This is a genomic window from Nocardia blacklockiae (genome assembly GCF_015477355.1).
In the GTDB taxonomy this organism is placed as follows: Bacteria; Actinomycetota; Actinomycetes; order Mycobacteriales; family Mycobacteriaceae; genus Nocardia; species Nocardia blacklockiae.
Window position 1 is genome coordinate 233,467 of record NZ_JADLRJ010000010.1, and the last position, 21,923, is coordinate 255,389.

6 protein-coding genes are annotated in these 21,923 nt (G+C 71.8%); 2 read left to right on the plus strand and 4 right to left on the minus strand.

What is annotated here, in order from left to right:
* Window positions 1-2 precede the first annotated feature (2 nt).
* The 4 genes from IU476_RS27235 to IU476_RS27250 form a co-directional block, all read right to left on the minus strand.
* Window positions 3-1,322: a salicylate synthase gene (locus tag IU476_RS27235; protein WP_195104746.1), complete on the minus strand. Its 1,320-nt coding sequence runs from the start codon at window positions 1,320-1,322 to the stop codon at window positions 3-5.
* Between the two features lie 116 nt (window positions 1,323-1,438).
* Window positions 1,439-3,028, minus strand: coding sequence for an NAD(P)/FAD-dependent oxidoreductase (locus IU476_RS27240; RefSeq protein WP_195104748.1), 1,590 nt, complete (start codon window positions 3,026-3,028; stop codon window positions 1,439-1,441).
* 44 nt (window positions 3,029-3,072) lie between these two features.
* Window positions 3,073-4,305, minus strand: a complete 1,233-nt coding sequence (locus IU476_RS27245; protein ID WP_195104750.1) for a cytochrome P450 family protein — start codon at window positions 4,303-4,305, stop codon at window positions 3,073-3,075.
* A gap of 14 nt (window positions 4,306-4,319) precedes the next feature.
* The gene (locus IU476_RS27250) at window positions 4,320-5,333 is read right to left on the minus strand and encodes a methyltransferase (RefSeq protein ID WP_195104752.1); all 1,014 of its coding nucleotides are present in this window, start codon (window positions 5,331-5,333) and stop codon (window positions 4,320-4,322) included.
* Between the two features lie 144 nt (window positions 5,334-5,477).
* Here IU476_RS27250 and IU476_RS36350 point away from each other — a divergent pair, with 144 nt between their 5' ends.
* Window positions 5,478-16,148, plus strand: a complete 10,671-nt coding sequence (locus IU476_RS36350; protein WP_228824381.1) for a non-ribosomal peptide synthetase — start codon at window positions 5,478-5,480, stop codon at window positions 16,146-16,148.
* Window positions 16,145-21,913: a non-ribosomal peptide synthetase gene (locus IU476_RS27275; RefSeq protein WP_324194345.1), complete on the plus strand. Its 5,769-nt coding sequence runs from the start codon at window positions 16,145-16,147 to the stop codon at window positions 21,911-21,913. Before IU476_RS36350 ends, IU476_RS27275 begins: the two co-directional genes overlap by 4 nt.
* The last annotated feature ends 10 nt before the right edge of the window (window positions 21,914-21,923 follow it).

A 21,923-nucleotide genomic window follows, 5' to 3' on the forward strand; every position in this document is an offset into this window, starting at 1 on the left:
CGCTACGGGTTCGTGACCGGGCCGCAGTGGTCCGCGACGAGATAGGGGGCGACGCAGGCGAGCTTCTCGCGGGTCTCCTCGTGCTCGCGCTCCGGTGTCGAGCCCGTGACGACACCGGCTCCGGCGCGCAGCCAGCCGCGGCCGCCGCGCTGGTAGACCGCGCGCAAAACCAATGCGGCGTCCAGGTTTCCGGTGCTGTCGGCGCGCAGGACGGCGCCGCTGTAGAGGCCGCGGTCGCCGGGCTCGAGGTCGTCGATCGCGGCGCAGGCCGGAGCCTTCGGGATGCCGGAGGCGGTGATCGCCGGGAAGACGGCGGCGAGGGCGTCCCAGCCGTCGCGACCGGCCGCCAGCAGTGTCTCGACCCGGGACGCCAGATGCTGCACGCTGCCGCGCTCCTTGACGGTCAGGAACTCGCTGACCCGGGTGGCGCTGCCGACGCCGGCCAGTTCGTCGAAGGCCAGCCGGACGGAGGTCGCGTGCTCGTAGATCTCCTTCGGGTCGGTTAGCAGTTCGTCGCGCAGCGCGCGGTCGCGGTCGGGGTCGCCGGTCCGGGCGCGGGTGCCCGCCAGGGGCTGGGTGGCGGCGAGCCCGGCGCCGTCGGCCTCGAGCACGGTCTCCGGGCTGACGCCGGCGGCCTGCCAGCCGCCGAGATCGAGCAGGAACGAGCGGGCGGGAGTGTTGGCGCGCCGGATCGCCGCGTAGGTGGCGGGCATGTTCACCGCGAACGGCAGCTCGACCCGGCGGGACACGATCACCTTGTGGAACTCGCCGGCGCGGATGCGGTCCAGCGCCGCGCGCACCCGCCGCAGATAGGCGATGTCGATCCCGTCCAGCGGCAGCGGCGTGGGTTCGGTTGCGACGCAGTCTTTTTCGGGTAGGTCGAGGTCGAATGGGTCGCCGTGGCTCCTGATGTGGACCGCGTCGCCGGTGATCTCGAGTTCCACCCCGGGCACCATGAGGTGCGCGAGGGTCTCGCCCGGCGCGGCGGTCCGCGGCTGTCGGAGTTCGAAACAGGCCCAGCCGTACGCCCGCCACCCGGAGATCGGCGCCCGGTCGAGTGCGGCGCGGATCTGCGGCCACGGGGTGCCGGACCAGGAGGCGGTGTGGTCGCCGCCGAGGGTGCTGTGCAGCCGATCCGGTCCGACGGTGATCGCGCCGATCGGGTTGCCCGCCAGGTACCAGCGGCCGTGCTGTTCGTACACGACGTAGTCGGTGAGCTGCCCGGAGGCCGCGATCGCGGTCGCCAGGGCGAGCGGGTCGCGGGAGTGCGGGCGCACGCTGTGCACGTAGCCGTCGGCTTCGAGCGTGGTGGGTCGGTTCATCGTGCTCACTGTTCGGGTGGGGGTGCGGTGGGAGTCGGGGGATGCGGTGGAGTCGAGGGTGCGGTGGGATCGGCAGGTCGGGGTGGCCGGTGTCCGGGCGGCACCGGCCACCGGGATCAGGCGAAGGACTCGCTGATCCAGCGCGGCGCGTCGGTGCGGGTCCAGCGCATGAACTCCATCGCCGTGTCCTGGCCGATGTCGATGTACTTGAGTTCCGGTGTGCCGTGCGGCAAGTACTCGGGGAAGAAGCGGTCCCGGTTGATTCGCTCGACGATCGCGGCCGCGGCCGCCTCGGGAGTCAGCTCGCCCCGCTCGACCGCCTCGCAAGTCGCGCGCGCCGATGCCAGCAGTTCGCGGATGCTGCGCGCCAGCGGGGAGTCGCCGCGCTCGAGGTTGCGGAACACTTCGTCGTCCCGGCTCGAGAAGTACCGGGACAGCGCGTGTTCCAAGGCGGCGTCGGCGTAGAAGCTGTAGGTGTGCCAGACCCGGAACACGGCGTCCCACAGCGCGTAGTCGCGGAAACCGACGTAGGAGGAGTAGGCGAGATCGTCGTGCACGTCGAACATGCGCTGCTGCACCGCGTCCAGACCGGTGAACCGCTCGCGCGACCAGTCGCCCGCGCGGGCCGCCTCGATGATCCGCCAGGCCAGCGCGTTCACCGTCTGGAAGGAGTTGGCGAGCCCGCGGGAGAACAGCGCGTCGATCGCGCCCGCGGATTGCGCGGTGAGGCAGAAGCGGTCGCCGACGGTCTCGGTCGCGGAGTACTGCAACCGGCCGGTGCTCACCCACGGCCGGACCGCGCGGGCATTCGCGAATTGCCTTGCGACCGCCGGGAAGCGGTCGAGGAAGGCGCGGAACTCCGCCTCCGGGGCCGGGCGGTCGTCGTCGACGGCGTCCCCGGTCAGGGTGAGTCCGACGCTGCACAGCGGGTTGGTCGACGCGTCGTTGTTGTCGAATGGGATCACCCACAGCCAGCCGCCGTCGAAGATGTGGTGCAGGGTGCCGTGGTGCCACCGGGTCGGCGGGTCGTAGGCCACCGGAGCGACGTCGTCGAACGGCTCGACGCCGATCATGTGGGTGAACAGCGAGCGGGAGCGGGTGCGCGCCCGGGTGGGCAGTTCCCGCAACGCGAATCGCTCGGCCAGCACCGAGCGGAAACCGGTGGCGTCCACCAGATAATCCGCCGTGAACGTCTCGCCGGATGCCGAGCGCAGCGTCACCCCGCTGCCGGGATCTATGGCGATGTCCTCGATCCGGGTGTTCATCCGCGCGGTCGCGCCGTAGCGGACGGCGAGGTGGTAGACGTGCGCGTCGATGTCCTGGCGGAACCAGTGCGATTCGGTGCGGCGATAACCGGAGGCCAGCACGACCTGGTTGGCCTTGCGCGGATCGGACGCGCGGCCCTGCTCGTGGTACACGAAGCCGAAGTTCTGCTTCTGCCCGCAGGTCTTGACGACCTTCTCGGAGGTGTCCTGGAAGGTGGCCAGGGCGGCGAGTTCGGGAACGTCGTAGCGCTCGGCGAGCACGCGCATCGTGGTGGAGGCGTGCGGAATGGTGGACTCGCCCACCACGAAGCGCGGGTGCAGGCCGGCGTCGACGAGCAGCACCGCCAGCCCGTGCCGGGCCAGGATCGTGGCGAGCGTGCTGCCCGCGATCCCGGCGCCGAGCACGGCGACGTCGTAGCGGGGAGCGGTGGGGGATGTCATGGTGAAACTCCTTGTGCTGAGGGTGATCTCGGTGCAGCGCGGCGTCAGGGACGCACCGGCAGCGTGCGCAGGCCGCGCAGACCCATACCCGGGCGCCAGCGCGGCTCGGCCGGGTCGGTGGCCGGGCGCAGGCCGGGCCAGCGCGCGACGAGGGCGGTGAGCGCGACAGCGACCTCGGTGCGGGCCAGCGCCGCGCCCATGCAGTGGTGGATGCCGCCGCTGAACCCGAGGTGCGGGCGCGGCGCGCGGTGGATGTCGAAGCGGTGCGGATCGGGGACGTGGGCGGGGTCGCGGTTGGCGGCGGCGGTGCACACCAGCACCCGGTCGCCGCGGTCGACGCGCTGCCCGCCGAGCTCCAGCGGAGCCACCGCCAGACGCATGGTGGCCGATTCCACCGGACCCCAGTAGCGCATGGTCTCTTCCACGGCGGCCGCGGCCAGCGACGGATCGTCGCGGACGGCGGCCCACTGGTCCGGGTGGGTGAGCAGCGCCAGGACGGCACTGGCAATGAGGCTCGCCGAGGTCTCGAATCCCGCGGCCACCAGCAACCCGATCATGGCCTGTAACTCGCTGTCGGAGAGCGCGTCCCGGCCGGAGGCGGGATGGGCGAGCCTGCTGACCAGATCGTCGCCGGGCGTGCGCCGCTTGCGGACGACGAGCTCGCGGGTGTAGGCGTCGAGCTGCTCGCGCAGCACCGGATCCGGGCCGGACAGCGGGGTGGCGGCGGTCGCCGCGCGGACGGCGAGATCACGCAGGCCGGGGTGCCATTCCGCGGGGAAGCCGAGGATGTCGCCGAGCACGGTCAGCGACAGCGGATAGGCGTAGGCGTGCAGCAGGTCCACGGTGCCGTCGCCGGCGCGCGCCGCCCGCTCCGCGTCGTCCAGCAGCCGTTCGGCGTGCCGGATCACCGTGGGGCGCAACGCGGTGACCGACCGCGGCGTGAACGCCTGCTGCGCGGCCCGCCGCAATCGGGTGTGCTCCGGCGGATCGGACAGCAGCATGGTGGTGGGCGGCTCGGTGCCACCCGCGCGCGCTCGGGCCGCGCGTTGCGCGGGGGAGAGCAGCGCGCGGGGATCGTTGGCCAGCCGGCGGTCGCGCAGGGCCGCCTCGGCGGCCTCGTACCCGGTGATCATCCAGAATCCGCGACCGGGTTGCTCGGGGAGTTCGGCGAAGACGATCGGCGCGCGCGCTCGCAGTGCGTCGTAGACGGTGTGGGCGCGGGCGTGGAAATCGTCGGAGAGCAGGTCGATCACGATCGGCCGGGAGGTGTCGGGCATCGGTGGCGTTCCGTTCAGACCGGCATGGCCTCGATCAGCGAATACGAGGTGGGGAAGACCGTGGGGTGCACCGCGACGACCGCGAAACCGGCTCGGCGGCACAGGATCTCGTACTCGGTGCGGGTGCGCTCCTGGCCGCCCATGTTGACGAGCATGCTGATGTCGGTGAGGTAGGGGGCGGGGTCGGCGGTGTCGACCACGTCGGGCAGCACCGATTCCACGATCAGCAGCCTGCCGTCGGCCGGGAGCACCCGGCGGCAGCGGTCGAGGATGACGCCGCAGCGCTCGTCGTCCCAGTCGTGCAGGATGTTCTTGAGCACGTACAGGTCGCCGCCCGCCGGGACCGCGGCGAAGAAGTCACCGGACTCGACCCGGCAGCGGTCCGCCACACCGGCCGCGGCCAGCGTCGCGGCGGCCTCGGCCACCCCCGTCGGTGAGTCGAACACGATGCCGCGCAGCGCCCGCGCCCCCTTCAGGATCTGCGACAGCAGAGTGCCGTCCCCGCCGCCGACGTCGATGACGGTGCGGTGCCGGGTGAAGTCGTAGCTCACCGGAACCAGTTGCGCGATGGGCAGACTGACCTGGCGCATGGTCGCGTTGAATCGCTCGGACAGCTCGGGCCGGGTGGCGAGGAAGCCGAAGAAGTCGACGCCGTACAGCCCTTCGAAGGTCGGCTGCCCGGTGCGCACCGCCTGCTCGGTCAGCTTCCAGGAGTCCAGCAGCTCCGGGTCGGTGAACAGCAGCACCGCGGCGGCCTGCGAGTCCGGCCGATCGGTGCGCAGCGGCGTTCCCGCCTCGCCCAGCCGGAAGCGGCCGGGGCCGGTCTCGACGACGATCTCGAGGGCCGCCAGCGCCCGGAGCAGCCGGGCCAGCGCGCCGGGGTGAGTTCCGGTGCGGGCGGCCAGTTCTCGGTACCCGAGTTCGTCGTCGCCGAGGTGATCGGCCAGCCCGAGACGGGCGGCGGTGCCGACGACCTGGGAGCAGATCGTTCCGAACATCATGTTCATGAGTCGTTGCGGAGTTGCCATGCCTGCTTCCTGTGCGTCACCGAAGGCGTTGTCCACCAGCGGGTTTCGGGTGTTCGCACGATTCGTTCAGTTTGACCGAATCGTCCGGTCGTCGTAGATTCTAGCGTAAGTGAAAATGATTGTCGTTTTGCATAAGGGATCGTGATGCAGCAGAGGGTCGATGTCCTCCCCATTCGCTCGACGGCCGGGAGCGAGGAATCCGACGGCCTGCGTCGCGCTGTCGCCGAATTGACCGGGCTGGCAGCCGAAGAGCTGGCCGACGACGCGAATCTGCTGGAGCTGGGCCTGGATTCGGTGACGGTCATGCGGATCTCCGGGCTGCTGCGCCGCGCGGGCGCCCGGGTGGAGTTCCGCGACCTGGTGCGCGAGCCCACGCTGCGGGCCTGGTCGGAGCTGGTGCGGGCGCGGCAACCCGCCGCTCCGACCGTCACGGAATCGGCCGGGGTCGACCCGACGGGCACTGCCGCCTCGTCGCGACCGTCGGCGCCCGTGTCCCGCGCCGCGCCGCCCGTCGAGCCGTTTCCGCTGGCGGTGATGCAGCACGCCTTCTGGATCGGGCGCGCGGGAACGCACGATCTCGGTGGCGTCGCCGCGCACTTCTACAGCGAGTTCGACCACGACGGCGGGCTGGACCCGGAGCGGCTCGAGGGCGCCGTGCGCGCCCTGCTCGCCCGGCACCCGATGCTGCGGGTGACCGTCGACCCGACCGGTATGCAGCGGGTGGCCGAACACGCGACGGCCGCACTGGTGGTCCACGACCTGCGGGCACTGCCGGAGCCGGAGCGGGCCGCGCGCCTGGCCGCCGTCCGGGACGGGTGTTCGCATCGGGTCATGGACGTCGCGGCGGGTGAGGTCGTCGACGTACAACTCTCGCTGCTGCCCGGCGGACGCAGCCGGGTGCACCTCGACCTGGACATGATCGCCGGTGACGCGCTGAGCCTGCGGAACCTGCTCGCCGACCTGGCCGTGCTGTACGAGCACGGGCCCGACGCGCTGCCCGCCCTGCGGTACCACTACGGCCGGTATCTCGCCGACCGCGCCACCGCGCGCGCCGCCGCCAGGGAGCAGGCGCGGCGGTGGTGGCAGGAGCAGTTGCCGAAACTGCCTGCCGCGCCGCAGCTTCCGCTGCTGACCTCGGAGGAGGCGAGCGGCGGGCCGCGGGTCGGCCGACGGCACCACTGGCTCGCGCCGGAGCGGGCGGAACGGCTGCGGGAGCGGGCGCAGCGGGCCGGGCTGACCACCGCCGGTGTGCTCGCCACGGTCTTCGCCGAGACCCTCGGCGCCTGGAGCAGTGCCGACCGGTTCCTGCTGAACCTGCCCGTCTTCGACCGGGAACCCCTGCACGACGACGTGGATCGGCTGGTCGGCGACTTCTCCAGTTCGGTGCTGCTCGACGTGGACCTGACCGATCCGATGACGGTCGCCGAGCGGGGCGGCGCGATCACGCGCCGGCTGCGCGAGGTGCTGGGTTACACCGCCTACACCGGCGTCGAGGTGCTGCGCGATCTCGGCCGCGGCGGTGATCGGGTCTACGCGCCGGTGGTGTACACCAGCGCGCTGAGCCTCGGCGAGCTGTACGCGCCCGAGGTCCGGGCCTGCCTGGGCGAGCCGGTGTGGACGATCTCGCAGGGACCGCAGGTGTGGCTCGACGCGCAGGTGACCGAGTTCGACGGCGGCATCCTGCTCAACTGGGACGCCCGGGTGTCGCTGTTCCCGCCCGGCCTGCTGGACACCATGTTCGAGGCCTACATCCGGTTCGTCGAGCTGCTGCTCGACGACGAGGACGCGTGGCACCGCCCCGCCCCCTGGCCCGCGGCCCCGCACATCTCGGTCCCGGCCGTGCCCGCGCCCGCCGTCCCGCTGCATCGGCGGTTCTTCGACCTGGCCGAGGCCGAGCCGGAGCGGACCGCACTGCTCGCCGACGACACGGCGATCTCCTACGGCGAACTGTCCGAGCGCGCCCGGCGGGTGGCGGCGTTGCTGCGGGAGCGGGGGATCGGGCGCGGCGACAGCGTCGGCATCACCCTGCCCAAGGGAGTCGAGCAGATCGTGGCGGTCCTCGGCGTGCTGGCGGCGGGCGCGACCTATGTGCCCTGCGGTTTCGATCTGCCGCCCGCTCGGCGCGAGCAGGTCTATCGCACCGCCGGCGCGCGGCTGGTTCTCACCGATCGGGAGACGGCGGGCGTCGAGGCGCTCGCACCGGAGCACGCCCGCACCGTCGCCCCGGTGGAGCGGATCGCCGAGATCGACGCCGAGGACACGATGTACGTCATCTTCACCTCGGGGTCGACCGGGACGCCGAAGGGCGTCGAGGTGCCGCACCGGGCGGTGGCGGCCACCGTCGACGCGGTCAACACCCGGTTCGACATCGGTGCGGGCGATCGCACGATCGCGTTGTCGGCGTTGGACTTCGACCTCTCGGCGTACGACATGTTCGCGTTCCTGGCGTTCGGCGGGTCGGTGGTCGTGGTGGACGAGGCCCGGCGGCGTGACGCCGTCGCCTGGGCCGAGTTGATCCGGCGCTGGGACGTCACGGTGGTCAGTGCCGTTCCGGCGCTGCTGGACATGCTGCTGACCGCGGCCGCGGGCGCGGGGCTCGGCACCGCGCTGCGCGTGGTCATGCTCGGCGGCGACCGGGTGCCGGTCGATCTGCCCGATCGGCTGCGGGCGCTGGTGCCCGGCTGCCGGTTCGCCGGTCTCGGCGGGATGACCGAGGCGGCCATCCACGCCACCGTGTGCGAGGTCGGCACGGTCGATCCCGGCTGGTCGAGCGTGCCCTACGGAGTGCCGCTGCCGCACGCGGCGTGCCGGGTCGTCGACGGTCGCGGCCGGGACTGTCCGGACTGGGCGCCCGGCGAACTGTGGGTCGCCGGAGCGGGTTTGGCGCACGGCTACCGCGGTGATCCGGAGCGCACGGCGGCGAAGTTCGTCGAGCACGCCGGAGTGCGCTGGTACCGGACCGGTGACCTGGTGCGGTATCGGCCGGGCGGCCTCGTGGAGTTCCTGGGCCGCACCGACCACCAGGTGAAGATCCGCGGCCACCGCATCGAATTGGGGGAGATCGAGGCCGTGTTGGCCGAGCATCCCCGGGTCACCGCCGCGGCCGCCGCCGTGCTCGACCACCCGGCGCGCTCACTCGGAGCGCTGATCGTCGTCGACGCCGAGCTCACCGACGACGCGCTGGTCGTCGCGGATGCCGAGTTAGCCGACGACGCGCTGGTCGTCGCGGATGCCGAGTTAGCCAACGACGCGCTGGTCGTCGCGGACGCCGAGCTCGCCAACGACGCGCTGGTCGTCGCTGATGCCGAGTTAGCCGACGACGCGCTGGTCGTCGCCGATGCTGAGCTCACCGACGACGCGCTGCGGGCCTGGCTCGGCGCGCGGCTGCCCGGATACATGGTGCCCCGGCGCTTCGTTCGCGGGACGGAACTACCGATCACCCGCAACGGCAAGGTGGACCGCGCGGCGGTCCACGCTGCTCTCGTCGCGGTGCCGGACCGGCGCGGGACCGGCACCGGTGCGCCGCGGAACGAGATGGAGCGGACCGTCGCGGCCGCGTGGGCGGAGGTGCTCGAGGTCGCCGAGATCCGGCGCGACGACGACTTCTTCGCGCTCGGCGGCGACAGCCTGCTCGCCACCCGCTTGGTCCGGCGGCTGCACGCCGACGGGGTGGCGGGCGCCGCACTGGCGCACCTGTTCGCCACCCCGACTCTCGCTGGGTTCGCCGCCACCCTCACTCGCGGCACGGCGAACCGGCTCCCGGAGATCGTCGCCGATACCGGGCACCGGCATGATCCGTTCCCGCTCACCGACATTCAGGTCGCCTACTGGCTCGGCCGCTCCGGCGAGTTCGATCTCGGCGGGATCGGTGCCCACCTCTACCTCGAATACGACTGGGCCGACGTCGATCCGGCTCGGCTCACGGCCGCTTGGAACCGGGTGGTCGACCGGCATCCGATGCTGCGTGCGGTGATCGAGCCGGACGGCACCCAGCGGGTGCTGGAATCGGTTCCCGCCTACCGGATTCCGGTGTCCGACGGTGAGGTCGCCGCCGTCCGGGAGGCGGTCGCCCGCGACCTCCGTGACGCGGGGAGCTGGCCGCTCTTCGACATTCGGGTGGTCCGGGACGGAGAGAACGTCACCGTCTGCGCCGCGTTCGACACGTTGATCGCCGACGGGCTGAGCGTCCTTGTGCTGCTGTCGGAGTGGACGCGGTTCTACACTGATCCGTCCTTCGAGCCCGCCCCCTTGGCACTCGAGTTCCGAGACTATGTGCTCGGGTGTGCTCCGTCGGAGTCGGAAGTGGCTGCGGCGCTGGCGTATTGGTGGGAACGGTTGCCGGAGTTGCCGCCGGGTCCGCAGTTGCCGTTGCGGGTGTTGCCTTCGATGGTCGAGCGTCCTCGGTTCACTCGGCGGGAGGTGCGGCTCGATCGGGAGCTGTGGGCGGGGATCGTGGGGCGTGCGCGGACCTTGGGCGTGACGCCGAGTGTGGCGCTGTTGGCTTGCTACACATGGGTTCTCGGGCAATGGAGCGCCCAACGCGAGTTGTCGGTGACGCTGACCCGCTTCGATCGCCGGGATGTGCATCCGGACGTCATGCGGGTGGTGGGTGATTTCAGTTCGCTGCTGCTGGTGGCGGATCGCCCCGGCCCGGGGGAGACCTGGGCGGGCCGCGTCCGGCGGTTGCAGCACCAGCTGTGGAGCGACCTCGACCACCAGCAGGTGTCGGCGGTGCGGGTGCTGCGCGAGCTGGGGCGGGAGAGCGAACTCGCCGCCGAGCCGGTGCCGGTGGTGTTCACCTCGATGCTGGGTGTGGATGACGAGCTGGTGGGGTCGGTGCGGTGGCCGGATTTCACGCGGACGCAGACGCCGCAGGTGTGGCTGGATCACCAGGTGATCGAGCTGCCCGAGGGATTGGTGCTGAGCTGGGACTCGGTAGACGAGCTGTTCCCCGAGGGCTTGGTCGGGGACATGTTCGATGCTTACCACCAGCTACTGCGCGGGTTGGGGGCACTCGACTGGGAGCAGCCGCTGAATACTGTGCTGCCCGAACGGCAGCGGAAGATTCGCGAGCGCGTCAACGACACCGGGCTGACGGCCCTACCCGAGCGACAGGGGGCAATTCGGCACAGCGTCAACGACACTCGGCTGGCGGCGCTGCCCGCTCGGGAGAGAGCGCTCGGCGATCGCGTGAGCGACGCCCGGCTGGCGGGGTTGCCCGATCCGCAGCGCGACCGTGTAAACGACACCGGGCTAGCGGCCCTGCCCGAGCGGCATGGGGCAATTCCCGACTGCGTCAACGATATTCGGCCGATCGCCGCCCTGCCGACGGATCGGTTGCTGCACACGGCGATGTTCGAGGTCGCCGCCGCTGACCCGGACCGCATCGCGCTCGTCGATGGGGAGGCCAGCGTCTCCTTCGGTGAACTCGCCGATGAGAGCCGACGGATCGCGGCGCTGCTCGCGGACCGGGGTGTGCGGCCGGGCGACGCGGTCGCGGTGTGCGCGACCAGGGGTGCGGCGCAGGTGGCGGCCTTGTATGGGGTGCTTGCGGCCGGGGCGGCGTATGTGCCGGTGGCCGTTGACCAACCGGTGCAGCGGCGGGCTGCGATCTTGGCGCAGGCCGATGTGGCGGTTGTGCTGACCGATGACGTCGGACGCTTCACCGCACGGGCGTCTCGTGTCGACATGGAAAACGTCTCAGGCACAGGCGGTCTGGCTGCCGTGTCGGCGGGCGAGGGTGTGATGGCTGATCAGGGTGACAGTCCGACACCGGTTCCCGTCGCGGCGGGTCGGCCTCCGGCGTGTGCTGTGCCAATTGTCGATATCGCGGACGCGGACGGCCACGCCCCGGCGTCGCTCCACCCGGGAACCGGCAGTGACCTCGCCTACGTCATCTTCACTTCCGGCTCCACCGGTACCCCGAAGGGCGTGGAGATCGAGCACCGCCAGGCGGTGAACACCCTCGACGACTTGCGGGACCGGTACGAACTCGACGCGGGGGATCGGGTATTGGCCTTGGCGGCAGTCGATTTCGATCTGTCGGTGTTCGATTTGTTCGGGGTGCTCGGTGCCGGCGGCCGGGCTGTGCTCGTGGCCGACGAGGATCGGCGTGATCCGGACCGGTGGCTGGCGCTGGTGCGTGAGCACGGTGTCACCGTGTGGAACACGGTGCCCGCGATGTTGGAGATGCTGCTGACCGTCGCCGAGTCCGGGGCGGGACTCGCGCCGTCGTTGCGGCTGGCATTGGTGTCCGGGGACTGGGTGGGGCTCGATCTGCCCGGCCGCCTCGCGGCCCTGTCCCGGTGTCGGCTGGTGGCGCTGGGTGGCGCTACGGAGGCGGCGATCTGGTCGAACTACTTCGAGGTCGACTCGGTCGATCCGGGGTGGGCGTCGATTCCGTACGGGCGGCCGTTGCGAGGCCAGCGGTTTCGGGTGGTCGACGAGAACGGTGACGACCGGCCGGACTGGGTGCCGGGGGAGTTGCTGATCGGCGGTGCGGGTGTGGCTCGCGGCTATCGGGGGCGCGCCGATTTGACCGCTGCGGCGTTCTTCGAGGCCGACGGGGTGCGGTGGTATCGCACCGGTGATCTGGGGCGGTATCGGTCGGACGGGGTGCTGGAGTTTCTGGGCCGGGCGGATCGTCAGGTGAAGATTCGCGGGCATCGGGTGGAGCTCGGCGAGATCGAGCACGCGATCTCCGCTCATCCGGAGGTGCGGCGGGCGTTCGCGTTGGCGGTCGGGGAGCGTGCGAGTGCGCGGCTGGTCGCGTTCGTCGAACAGGTTGTGCCGCACGGACTTTCGAAGTTTCTTGCCGAGCGGCTACCGGCCGCTTGGCTGCCGGAGTTGATCGCGCTGCCGGATCCGCCGCTAACGGGCAACGGCAAGATCGACCACGCCGCACTCGTCCAACACGCCGCACTCATTGAGCGGGCCGAAACACACTCGAGCGCAATGGGTTCCGTGGCAAACGAGTGGCCTCGCCCCGGGCTCGAGACCCGGATCGGGCAGATCTGGAGCGATGTGCTCGGCGGCGGCCTCCCGCACCGCACCGCCAACTTCTTCGGTGCGGGCGGGGATTCGCTGTCGGCCACTCGGCTCGTCGGCCGGCTCGCCCGCGAACTCGGCCTCACCGTACGGCTGCGCGACTTCTTCCTCGACCCGACCATCGCCGCACTCGCCCGCGCCGCTGCCGTCGGATCGCAGCCGACGACCGCCCGCGCGCTCACCACGGACCCGGCGCACCGTTTCGACCCGTTCCCGCTCGCCACGGACCCGGCGCACCGTTTCGACCCGTTCCCGCTCGCCATGGACCCGGCGCACCGTTTCGACCCGTTCCCGCTCACCACGGACCCGGCGCACCGCTTCGACCCGTTCCCGCTGACCGACATTCAGGTCGCGTACTGGCTGGGCCGGTCGGCCGACTTCGACCTCGGCGGCATCGGCGCGCAGCTGTACTTCGAGTACGACTGGCCCGGCCTCGACCCGGAACGTCTGGCGCAGGCCTGGATTCGGGTCGTCCGTCGCCATCCCGTGCTGCGAGCGGTGATCGACGCCGACGGCAGCCAGCGGATACTGCACGACATTCCGGACCACCGCATCCCGGTCATCACCGCCGCGGGCGACTTCGACATGATCGCGGAGAGGCTGCGCGACGAGATGACCGGCGGCGCCCTCGACGCCGCCACGGGACCGCTCTTCGACATCCGGGTGCTGCGTGACGGCGACCGGGCACGGGTCTGCGTCGTCTTCGACAGTCTGATCGTCGACGGACTCAGCGCACTCGTGCTCCTCGCCGACTGGACCCGCTGGTACACCGATCCGTCCTTCGAACCCGCCCCCTTGGCACTCGAGTTCCGAGACTATGTGCTCGGGTGTGCGCCGTCGGAGGCGGAAGTGGCTGCGGCGCTGGCGTATTGGCGGGAGCGGTTGCCGGAGTTGCCGCCGGGTCCGCAGTTGCCGTTGCGGGTGTTGCCTTCGATGGTCGAGCGCCCGCGATTCACGCGCCGGGAGATACGACTCGACCGAGAGGTCTGGGCGGGAATCGTCACGCGTGCGAGAACTCTCGGGGTGACGCCGAGTGTGGTGCTGTTGGCTTGCTACACATGGGTTCTCGGGCAGTGGAGCGCCCAACGCGAATTGTCGGTGACGCTGACCCGCTTCGACCGCCGGGACGTGCATCCCGACATCATGCGCGTGGTAGGCGATTTCAGCTCCCTGCTCCTGGTCTCCGACCGCCCCACCCCAGGCGAGAGCTGGGCACAGCGAGCACGGCGCTTGCAGGAACAGCTATGGAGCGATCTCGACCACCAACAGGTGTCCGCGATTCGCGTGCTGCGCGAACTCGCCCGCGAGAGTGCGACACCCATCGAGCCGGTGCCGGTGGTGTTCACGTCGATGCTCGGTGTGGACGACGAGCTGGTGGGGTCGGTGCGGTGGCCGGATTTCACGCGGACGCAGACGCCGCAGGTGTGGCTGGATCACCAGGTGATCGAGCTACCCGAGGGGTTGGTGCTGAGCTGGGACTCGGTAGACGAGCTGTTCCCCGAGGGCTTGGTCGGGGACATGTTCGCTGCCTACCACCAGCTACTGCGCGGGTTGGCAGCACTCGACTGGGAGCAGCCACTGAATACAGCGCTGCCAGAACGGCAACGGGCGATTCGTGACCGCGTCAACGACACCGGGATGGCGGGGCTGCCCGAACGGCAACGGGCGATTCGTGACTGCCTCAACGACACCGGGATGGCGCCGCCCGAGCGGGAGCGAGCGATCAGCGATCGTGTCAGCGACACCCGTCTGATGGGGCTGTCCGAGCAGCAGGGGGCGGTTCGCGATTGTGTCAATGACACCGGGCTGGCGGCGCTGCCCGAGCGGCAGGGGGCAATTCGCGACTGCGTCAACGGCATTCGGCCGCCCGCCGCCCTCCCGACGGGTCGGCTGCTGCATACGGGGATGTTCGAGATCGCCGCCGTCGATCCCGACCGCCCGGCGCTTCTCGACGGCGGCGTGACGCTATCGTTCGGCGACCTCGCCTCGCACAGCTGCCGTATCGCGGCATTGCTGGCCGAGCGCGGCGTCCGGCCCGGCGATGCGGTCGCGGTCTGCGCTGCCAGGGGCGTGGCGCAGGTGGCGGCCCTGTACGGCGTGCTCGCCGCAGGGGCGGCGTACGTGCCGATCGCTGTCGACCAGCCGGTGCAGCGGCGGGCTGCGATCTTGGCGCAGGCCGGTGTGGCGGTTGTGCTGACCGATGACGTCGGACGCTTCACCGCACCGGCGTCCCGTGCCGACGTGGAAAACACCTCAGGCACAAGCGATCTGGCCGCCCTGTCGGCAGGCGAGGGCGCGATGGCCGATCGGGGTGGCAGTCCGACACCGGTCCCCGCTGCGGCGGGTCGGTCTCGAACGTGCGTTGTGCCGATTGTCGATATCGCGGAGGCGGACGGCCACGACCCGGCGTCACTCCACCCGGGAACCGGCAGCGACCTCGCCTACGTCATCTTCACCTCCGGCTCCACCGGCACCCCGAAGGGCGTGGAGATCGAGCACCGCCAGGCCGTCAACACCCTCGCCGACCTCGAGGACCGCTACGGCCTCGGCCCGCACGACTGTGTGATCGCTGTTGCCGCAGTCGATTTCGACCTGTCGGTGTTCGACCTGTTCGGGGTCCTCGGTGCCGGTGGACGGGCGGTGCTCGTGGCCGATGAGGACCGCCGCGACCCCGAGCGATGGCTGGCGCTGGTGCGCGAGCACGGCGTAACCGTGTGGAACACGGTGCCCGCCATGATGGATATGCTGCTCACCGTCGCCGAGACGAGCGAGGTGGCACTGCCGTCGCTGCGTCTCGCGTTGCTGTCCGGCGACTGGGTGGGCCTCGACCTGCCCGGCCGCCTCGCGGCCCGGGCACCGCACTGCCGATTCGTCGCGCTGGGCGGTGCCACGGAGGCGGCGATCTGGTCGAACTATTTCGAGGTCGACTCCGTCGATCCGGCCTGGACCTCGATTCCGTACGGGCGGCCGTTGCGCAATCAGCGCTTCCGGGTGGTCGACGAGAACGGTGACGACCGGCCGGACTGGGTGCCGGGGGAGTTGCTGATCGGCGGCGCGGGCGTCGCCCGCGGTTATCGGGGCCGGGCCGATCTCACGGCTGCGGCGTTCTTCGACGCCGACGGGATGCGGTGGTATCGCACCGGTGACCTGGCGCGCTACCGGCCCGACGGGGTCCTGGAATTCCTCGGCCGCGCCGACCGCCAGGTCAAGATCCGCGGCCACCGGATCGAACTCGGCGAGATCGAGCAGGCGATCACCACCCACCCACAGGTGCGGCGAGCCTTCGCCCTCGCGGTGGGCGAACGCACCGCCACGCGGCTGGTCGCGTTCGTCGAACCCGTTGTGCCGCGCGGTCTTTCGAAGTTCCTCGCCGAACGGCTACCGGCCGCTTGGCTACCGGAGCTGATCGCGCTGCCCGATCCGCCGCTGACCGGCAACGGCAAGATCGACCACGCCGCACTCGTCCGCCGAGCCGGAACAGCCTCCAGCACAACGGCTTCCGCAATCGGCGAACCGCCCCGCCCCGGGCTGGAGACCGGGATCGCCGACATCTGGACCGACATCCTCGGCGCCCCGCCGCCGGATCGGCACGCGAGCTTCCTCGCCGCGGGCGGCGACTCCCTCTCCGCCACTCGGCTCGTCGGCCGGCTGGCCCGCGAACTCGGCCTCCCGGTGACCCTCCGCGACTTCTTTCTCGACCCGACCGTCGCCGGACTCGGCGGCAACCACCCGCACAACGCGCTCGACCTCGAAGAAGGTGCTCTGTGAACGTTCCCGACCTGGTAACCGACCTGCGACAGCGCGGCGTCCACCTGTGGGCCGACGGCGACCAGCTGCGGTTCCGCGCCCCGCGGGGCGCGCTCACCGCCGATGACCGGGAGCGCCTGGTCGCGCACAAACCCGCCGTTCTCGCCCACCTCGCCGACGACCAGGCCACGTTCACCGTGACCGCCGATCCGGCCGCCGCGTACGACCCGTTCCCGCTCACCCCGGTGCAGCAGGCCTACCTCGTCGGCCGCGACCCCACCTACCCGTTCGGCGGCGTGGCCTGCGCCAGCTATCTCGAAATCCGTTACGACGACATCGAACCGGCCAGCGTGGAGCGGGCGTGGAACGCGCTCGTGCGCCGCCACGACATGCTCCGCGCCACCGTGCACCCCGACGGCCACCAGCGGGTCGCCGCGACGGTCCCGCACTACGAGATCCCGGTGACCGACCTCCGCGGCGACGAGGCCGCCGTCGACGCCGTGCTCGACCGGCAGCGCGACGACCTGCTCGGCCCGGCGGCCGCGACCGGCACCTGGCCGCTGTTCGCCGCGCGGATCACCCGCACCGGCAGCGGATGTGTTCTGCACCTGCTGGTGGAACTATTGGTCCTCGACGCGGCGAGCATGCAGCTGCTGCTGGCCGAGCTGGACGAACTCGTGCACGCCGACGGTGACGCGGCGCTGCGGCCCACACCCGAAATCGGTTTCCGCGATTACGTTCTCGGCGTCCGGGCGCAGCGCGACGGTGCCCGCTACCAGCGCGACCGCGACTACTGGCAGGAGCGGATCGACACCCTGCCCGCCGCCCCCGACCTGCCCACCCGCGACGACGCCGCCGAGGCCGACCCCGCCTTCGACCGGTTACACCACCAGCTCCCGGCCGCCCTCCTGGCCGGGCTGACCCGCGCCGCGGCACCGCACGGGCTCACCCCGTCCGCCGCCGTGCTCGCCGCCTACGCCGAAGTCGTCGGGCGCTGGAGCCGGAACCGGCAGTTCACGCTCAACCTGCCGATAGTCAACCGGCCTCCGGTGCACCCCGACATCGGTGCGGTGCTCGGCGACTTCACCTCCGTCGAACTGCTCGGCATCGACCTCGACGCCGAGGACACCTTCGCCGGCCGGGCCCGCGCCGCCACCGCCCGGCTGTTCGCCGACCTCGACCACCGCTCCTTCGACGGCGTGGAGGTGCTCGGCGAACTCACCCGCCGCGCGGGCAGTCCGGTGCTCATGCCGGTGGTCTTCACCAGCACCCTCGGCGCGGACGACGCGGGCGCCCGTGCGCTGCGCGGCCGCATCCGGCGCGGTCTCACCCGCACCCCGCAGGTTTGGCTGGACTGCCAGGTCACCCCCTACGACGACGGTCTGATGATCGCCTGGGACGTGCGGCGCGGCGTGCTGGCGGGTGACATCGCGGGCGAGGCCTTCGCCGCGTTCGTCGACCTGCTGACCCGGCTGGCCGAGGAGCCGGACACCTGGACCGAGTCGTCGCCGGTCGCGCTGCCGCCCGCGCAGCGCAGCCGCCGCGAGGCCTACAACGACACCGCCGCCGAACAGGCGCCGCGGCTGCTGCACGAACGGATCCTGGCCCGGGCCGACACCGACCCGGACGCCCCCGCGGTGATCCACCGGGACACCGTGCTCGGCTTCGCCGAACTGCGCCGCCGCGTCGCCGCGACCGCCACCGCGCTGCGGGCGGCCGGCGTGCGGCCGGGTGACCACGTGGCCGTGCTGATGGACAAGGGACCGGAACAGGTCGTCGCCGTGCTCGCCACCTCGGTGCTCGGCGCGGCGTACGTGCCGATCGAGGTGACCCAGCCGAGGGCGCGCCGGGAACGGATCGTCGACCGCGCGGGGGCCGCCGTCGTGCTCACCCAGTCGTGGCTGCGTGATTCCGGCGAAATCCCCAAGGCCGCAAAGGCTCTCGCCGTCGACCTGCTGCCCGGCATCGACACCGTGCCCGAGGCGGCGGGCGATCCCGGCGCGCCCGCCTACGTCGTCTTCACCTCCGGCTCCACCGGTGAGCCGAAGGGCGTCGTCGTCACCCACCGCGCCGCCGCGAACACCCTCGACGACATCGAAGAACGTTTCGCCCTGACACCGGCCGATCGGGTGCTCGGCGTGGCGAGCCTCGCCTTCGATCTGTCGGTGTGGGACATCTTCGGCGTGCTCGCCGCGGGCGGCGCTGTCGTGCTGCCCGAACAGGATCGGGTGGCCGACCCGTCGCACTGGCTGGAACTGGTGCGGCGGCACGGGGTGACGCTGTGGAACAGCGTGCCCGGCCAGCTGCAGATGCTGCTCGACGTGCTGGAGAGCACCCCCGGCGCCCGCGCCGAGTCGCTGCGGCTGGTCCTGCTCTCCGGCGACTGGATCCCGCTGGACCTGCCCGGCCGGATGCGGGCGCACCACCCGGACACCGCCGTCGTCGGTCTCGGCGGGGCGACCGAGGCCGCCGTCTGGTCGCTGCACCACCCGATCCGCGACATCGACGCGGAGTGGCGCAGCATCCCCTACGGCACCCCGCTGCGGAACCAGACCATGCATGTGCTCGACGCCGCGCTGGAGGACTGCCCCGAGCACGTCACCGGCGAAATCTTCATCGGCGGAAGGGGTTTGGCCGAGGGGTACCTGGGCGACGACGAGCTGACCGCGCGACGATTCCTGCGCCATCCGCGCACCGGCGCCCGCCTCTACCGCACCGGCGATCTCGGGCGGTTCCACCCCGACGGGCGGCTGGAGTTCCTGGGCCGCGAGGACACTCAGGTCAAGATCCGCGGTCACCGGGTCGAATTGGGCGAGATCGAGTCCGCGCTGCGCCGCCACCCCGCCGTCGCCGACGCCGCGGTGGTGGTCGACGGCCGGGGCCCGGCGGCCCGGCTGCTCGGCTTCGCCGAGATTGCCACCGACGGCGAGGCGGGCCTCGGCGAACAGGCCGCGGCCGACGTGCTCGCCGCCGCCGAGAACGCCGCCGCGGCGGCCCAGAACGACATCGATGGTGAAGCGTTCGTCGCCCTGATGAACGCCGTCGACGAGATGGCCATGCTCTCCATCGCCGCCGAACTGCGCGCGAAAGGGCTGTTCGCCGAACGCGAGCGCTCCCACGACATCGCCGAGATCGCCACCGCCACCGGCGTTTCCGACCGCCAGCACGGCCTGCTGCGCCGCTGGCTCGCGGCGCTCGCGGACGGCGGCGCGGTGGAGCACGACCCGCACACCGGCCGCTACCGCGACCTGATCGCCGCCGGGCCGCGCGCGGTCGAGGAAGCGTGGCAGCGGATCGACGAACTCGAGGCGACCGTCGGGTACGGCAGTGAGACCCTCGCCTACATCCGGGCCTGCAGCTCCCGACTCGACGACCTGCTGCGCGGCGCGCTCGACGTGCGCGAACTGCTCTTCCCCGCAGGGAAAGCCGGTGCGGCGCACGCGGTCTACCGCACGAACCTGGTGGCGCGCAGCGCGCACCGCGTCGTCATCGACACCGTGCGCGCGATCGCGGGACAGCTGCCGCACCGGTTGCGGGTGCTCGAGGTCGGCGCCGGTATCGCGGGCACCAGCACCGATCTGATTCCCGCGCTGGCCGAGTTCGAGCCGGACTACCTGTTCACCGACCTGTCGGAGTACTTCCTCGGCGAGGCCCGCGCGAAATTCGCGGACTACCCGTGGATGCGCTACGGGCGCTTCGACATCAACGCCGACGCGCGCGAGCAAGGGCTGCGCCCCAATTCCGCCGACGTCATCCTGTGCGCGAACGTGCTGCACAACTCGGTGAACGCCGACGAGGTGCTGGCGCGGCTGCGGGACCTGCTCGCCCCTGGCGGCTGGCTGGTGTTCCTGGAACCCACCCGGCAGCACAACTACGCGCTGCTGGTGTCGATGGAGTTCGAATTCTTCAGTGAGCTCACCGAATTCACCGATGTCCGGGCGGGCACCGGGCAGGCGTTCTTCACCCGCGACCAGTGGCTGCGCCAGCTCGACACCGCGGGCGCCGAGCACGTGCGGGTGCTGCCCGCCGAGGACGCTCCGCTCGCCGCCTCCGGCCAGGGCGTCTTCCTCGCCCGGTTCAAGGGCCAGCGGCGCGCCGTCACCGAACAGCAGCTGACCGAGCACGTCGCGACTCTGGTGCCCGAGCACATGGTGCCCGGCGAGCTGAACCTGCTCGACACGCTGCCGCGCTCGGCGAACGGGAAACTGGACCGGGCGGCGCTCGCCGCACGGGTCGCCGCCGTCCCTGCCGCCGCGGACCCGTCCTACAACCCGCCCGCCGACGAGATCGAGGAGCGGATCGCGCAGCTGTGGCAGGAGATGCTGGGCGTCCCGAAGGTCGGCCGCGATCAGAATTTCTATGTGCTGGGCGGTGATTCGCTGCTGTTGTCGCAGATGGTCGGCAAGCTGCGCGACCGGGTGCCCGAGGTCGCCGACATCGAATGGCAGGAACTGCTGCGCGACGTGCTGCGCAACCCCACCGTCGCCGCGCTCGCCGCCCGCCGCCACGGTAGCCGGGATTCGGCCGCGCCGGCGGCGGAGCGGACTGCGGTGGGCGCGTTGGGCGGCGAGCCCGGGCACCCGAGCGGGACGCGGACTGCGGTGCGCGCGTTGGGCGGCGAGCCCGAGCACCCGAGCGGGGCGCGGACCGCGGTGCGCTCGCTGGGTGGCGAGCCCGGGCACCCGAGCGGCACCTGGGTGCTCGTGCACGGCGGCACCGGCACGCTGTCGCCGTACGACGCGCTGATTCCGCACCTGCGCGACGCGCACCCCGGGCCGCTGCTCGGGCTCGCGGTCGACGACCCGGCGAAGTACCTGAACCTGCCCGCCGACACCGTGATCGGCAGGCGCGCAGCGGATTACGCGACCGAGCTGCTCACCCGGGACCGGCGCTTCCGGATCATCGGCTACTCGGTCGGCGGCCTGCTCGCCGCCGAGATCGCCCGCACCCTCACCGAGGCGGGCGCGACGGTCGACGAACTCACCGTGATCGGCTCCTACCAGCCGCCCGCCGTGCACGACGAGCTGCTGACCGAGTACGTCTTCGCACAGTCCCTCGGCATCGATCCGGCCGCGGTCGGCTTCCCCGCCGACGACGCGGCGGTCACGGCAGCGCTGCGCACCATCCTGGACCGCACTCCGGACCGGGTTCCCGCCGGTGCGCTCGCCGCGCTGTCCGGCGACCCGGCGCGGCCCGCCGCGGAATTCCGGAAGCTGGCAACCGTACCGCGCGCCGACCGCCTCGCCGCGCTGCACGCCGCGGCAGGCTCCGGCACCGGGCCCTACCGCGCCAACGGCACCACGTTCGCGCAGTTCCGCACGCGATTCGAGATCTTCGCCCACAACCTCCGGGCAATGGGCGCCCACCGCGCCGAACCCTACTTCGGCCCGGTGCGGGTACTGAGCAACAGCGGCACCGCCACCCTGCTGGGCACCCGAGAGGATGTGCGGCGGTTCTGGTCCCAGATCGCCCTCGGCGACCTGGTTTTCGAGGAGATCCCCGGCGACCACCTGACCAGCGTCTCCGCCGCCCACGCCACCACCCTCGCCGCCCGAATCACCGCCCCATTCCCACCCGCGAGCGCCGCACCGCTCCCACCCGAGAGCACTGCCTCGCTCCCGCAGGCGGGCGCTGAGTCGCTCCCGCAGGCCGGTGCTGAGTCGCTGACGCAGGCGGGTACTGCGTCGCCGCAGCGTGCGGACTCTGCCTCGCCGCCGCAGGCGGGCACTGCGTCGGTGCCGCACACGGGTACCGCACCGCTCCCTCACACGGGGACCGCGCCGTGACTGGTGTGGT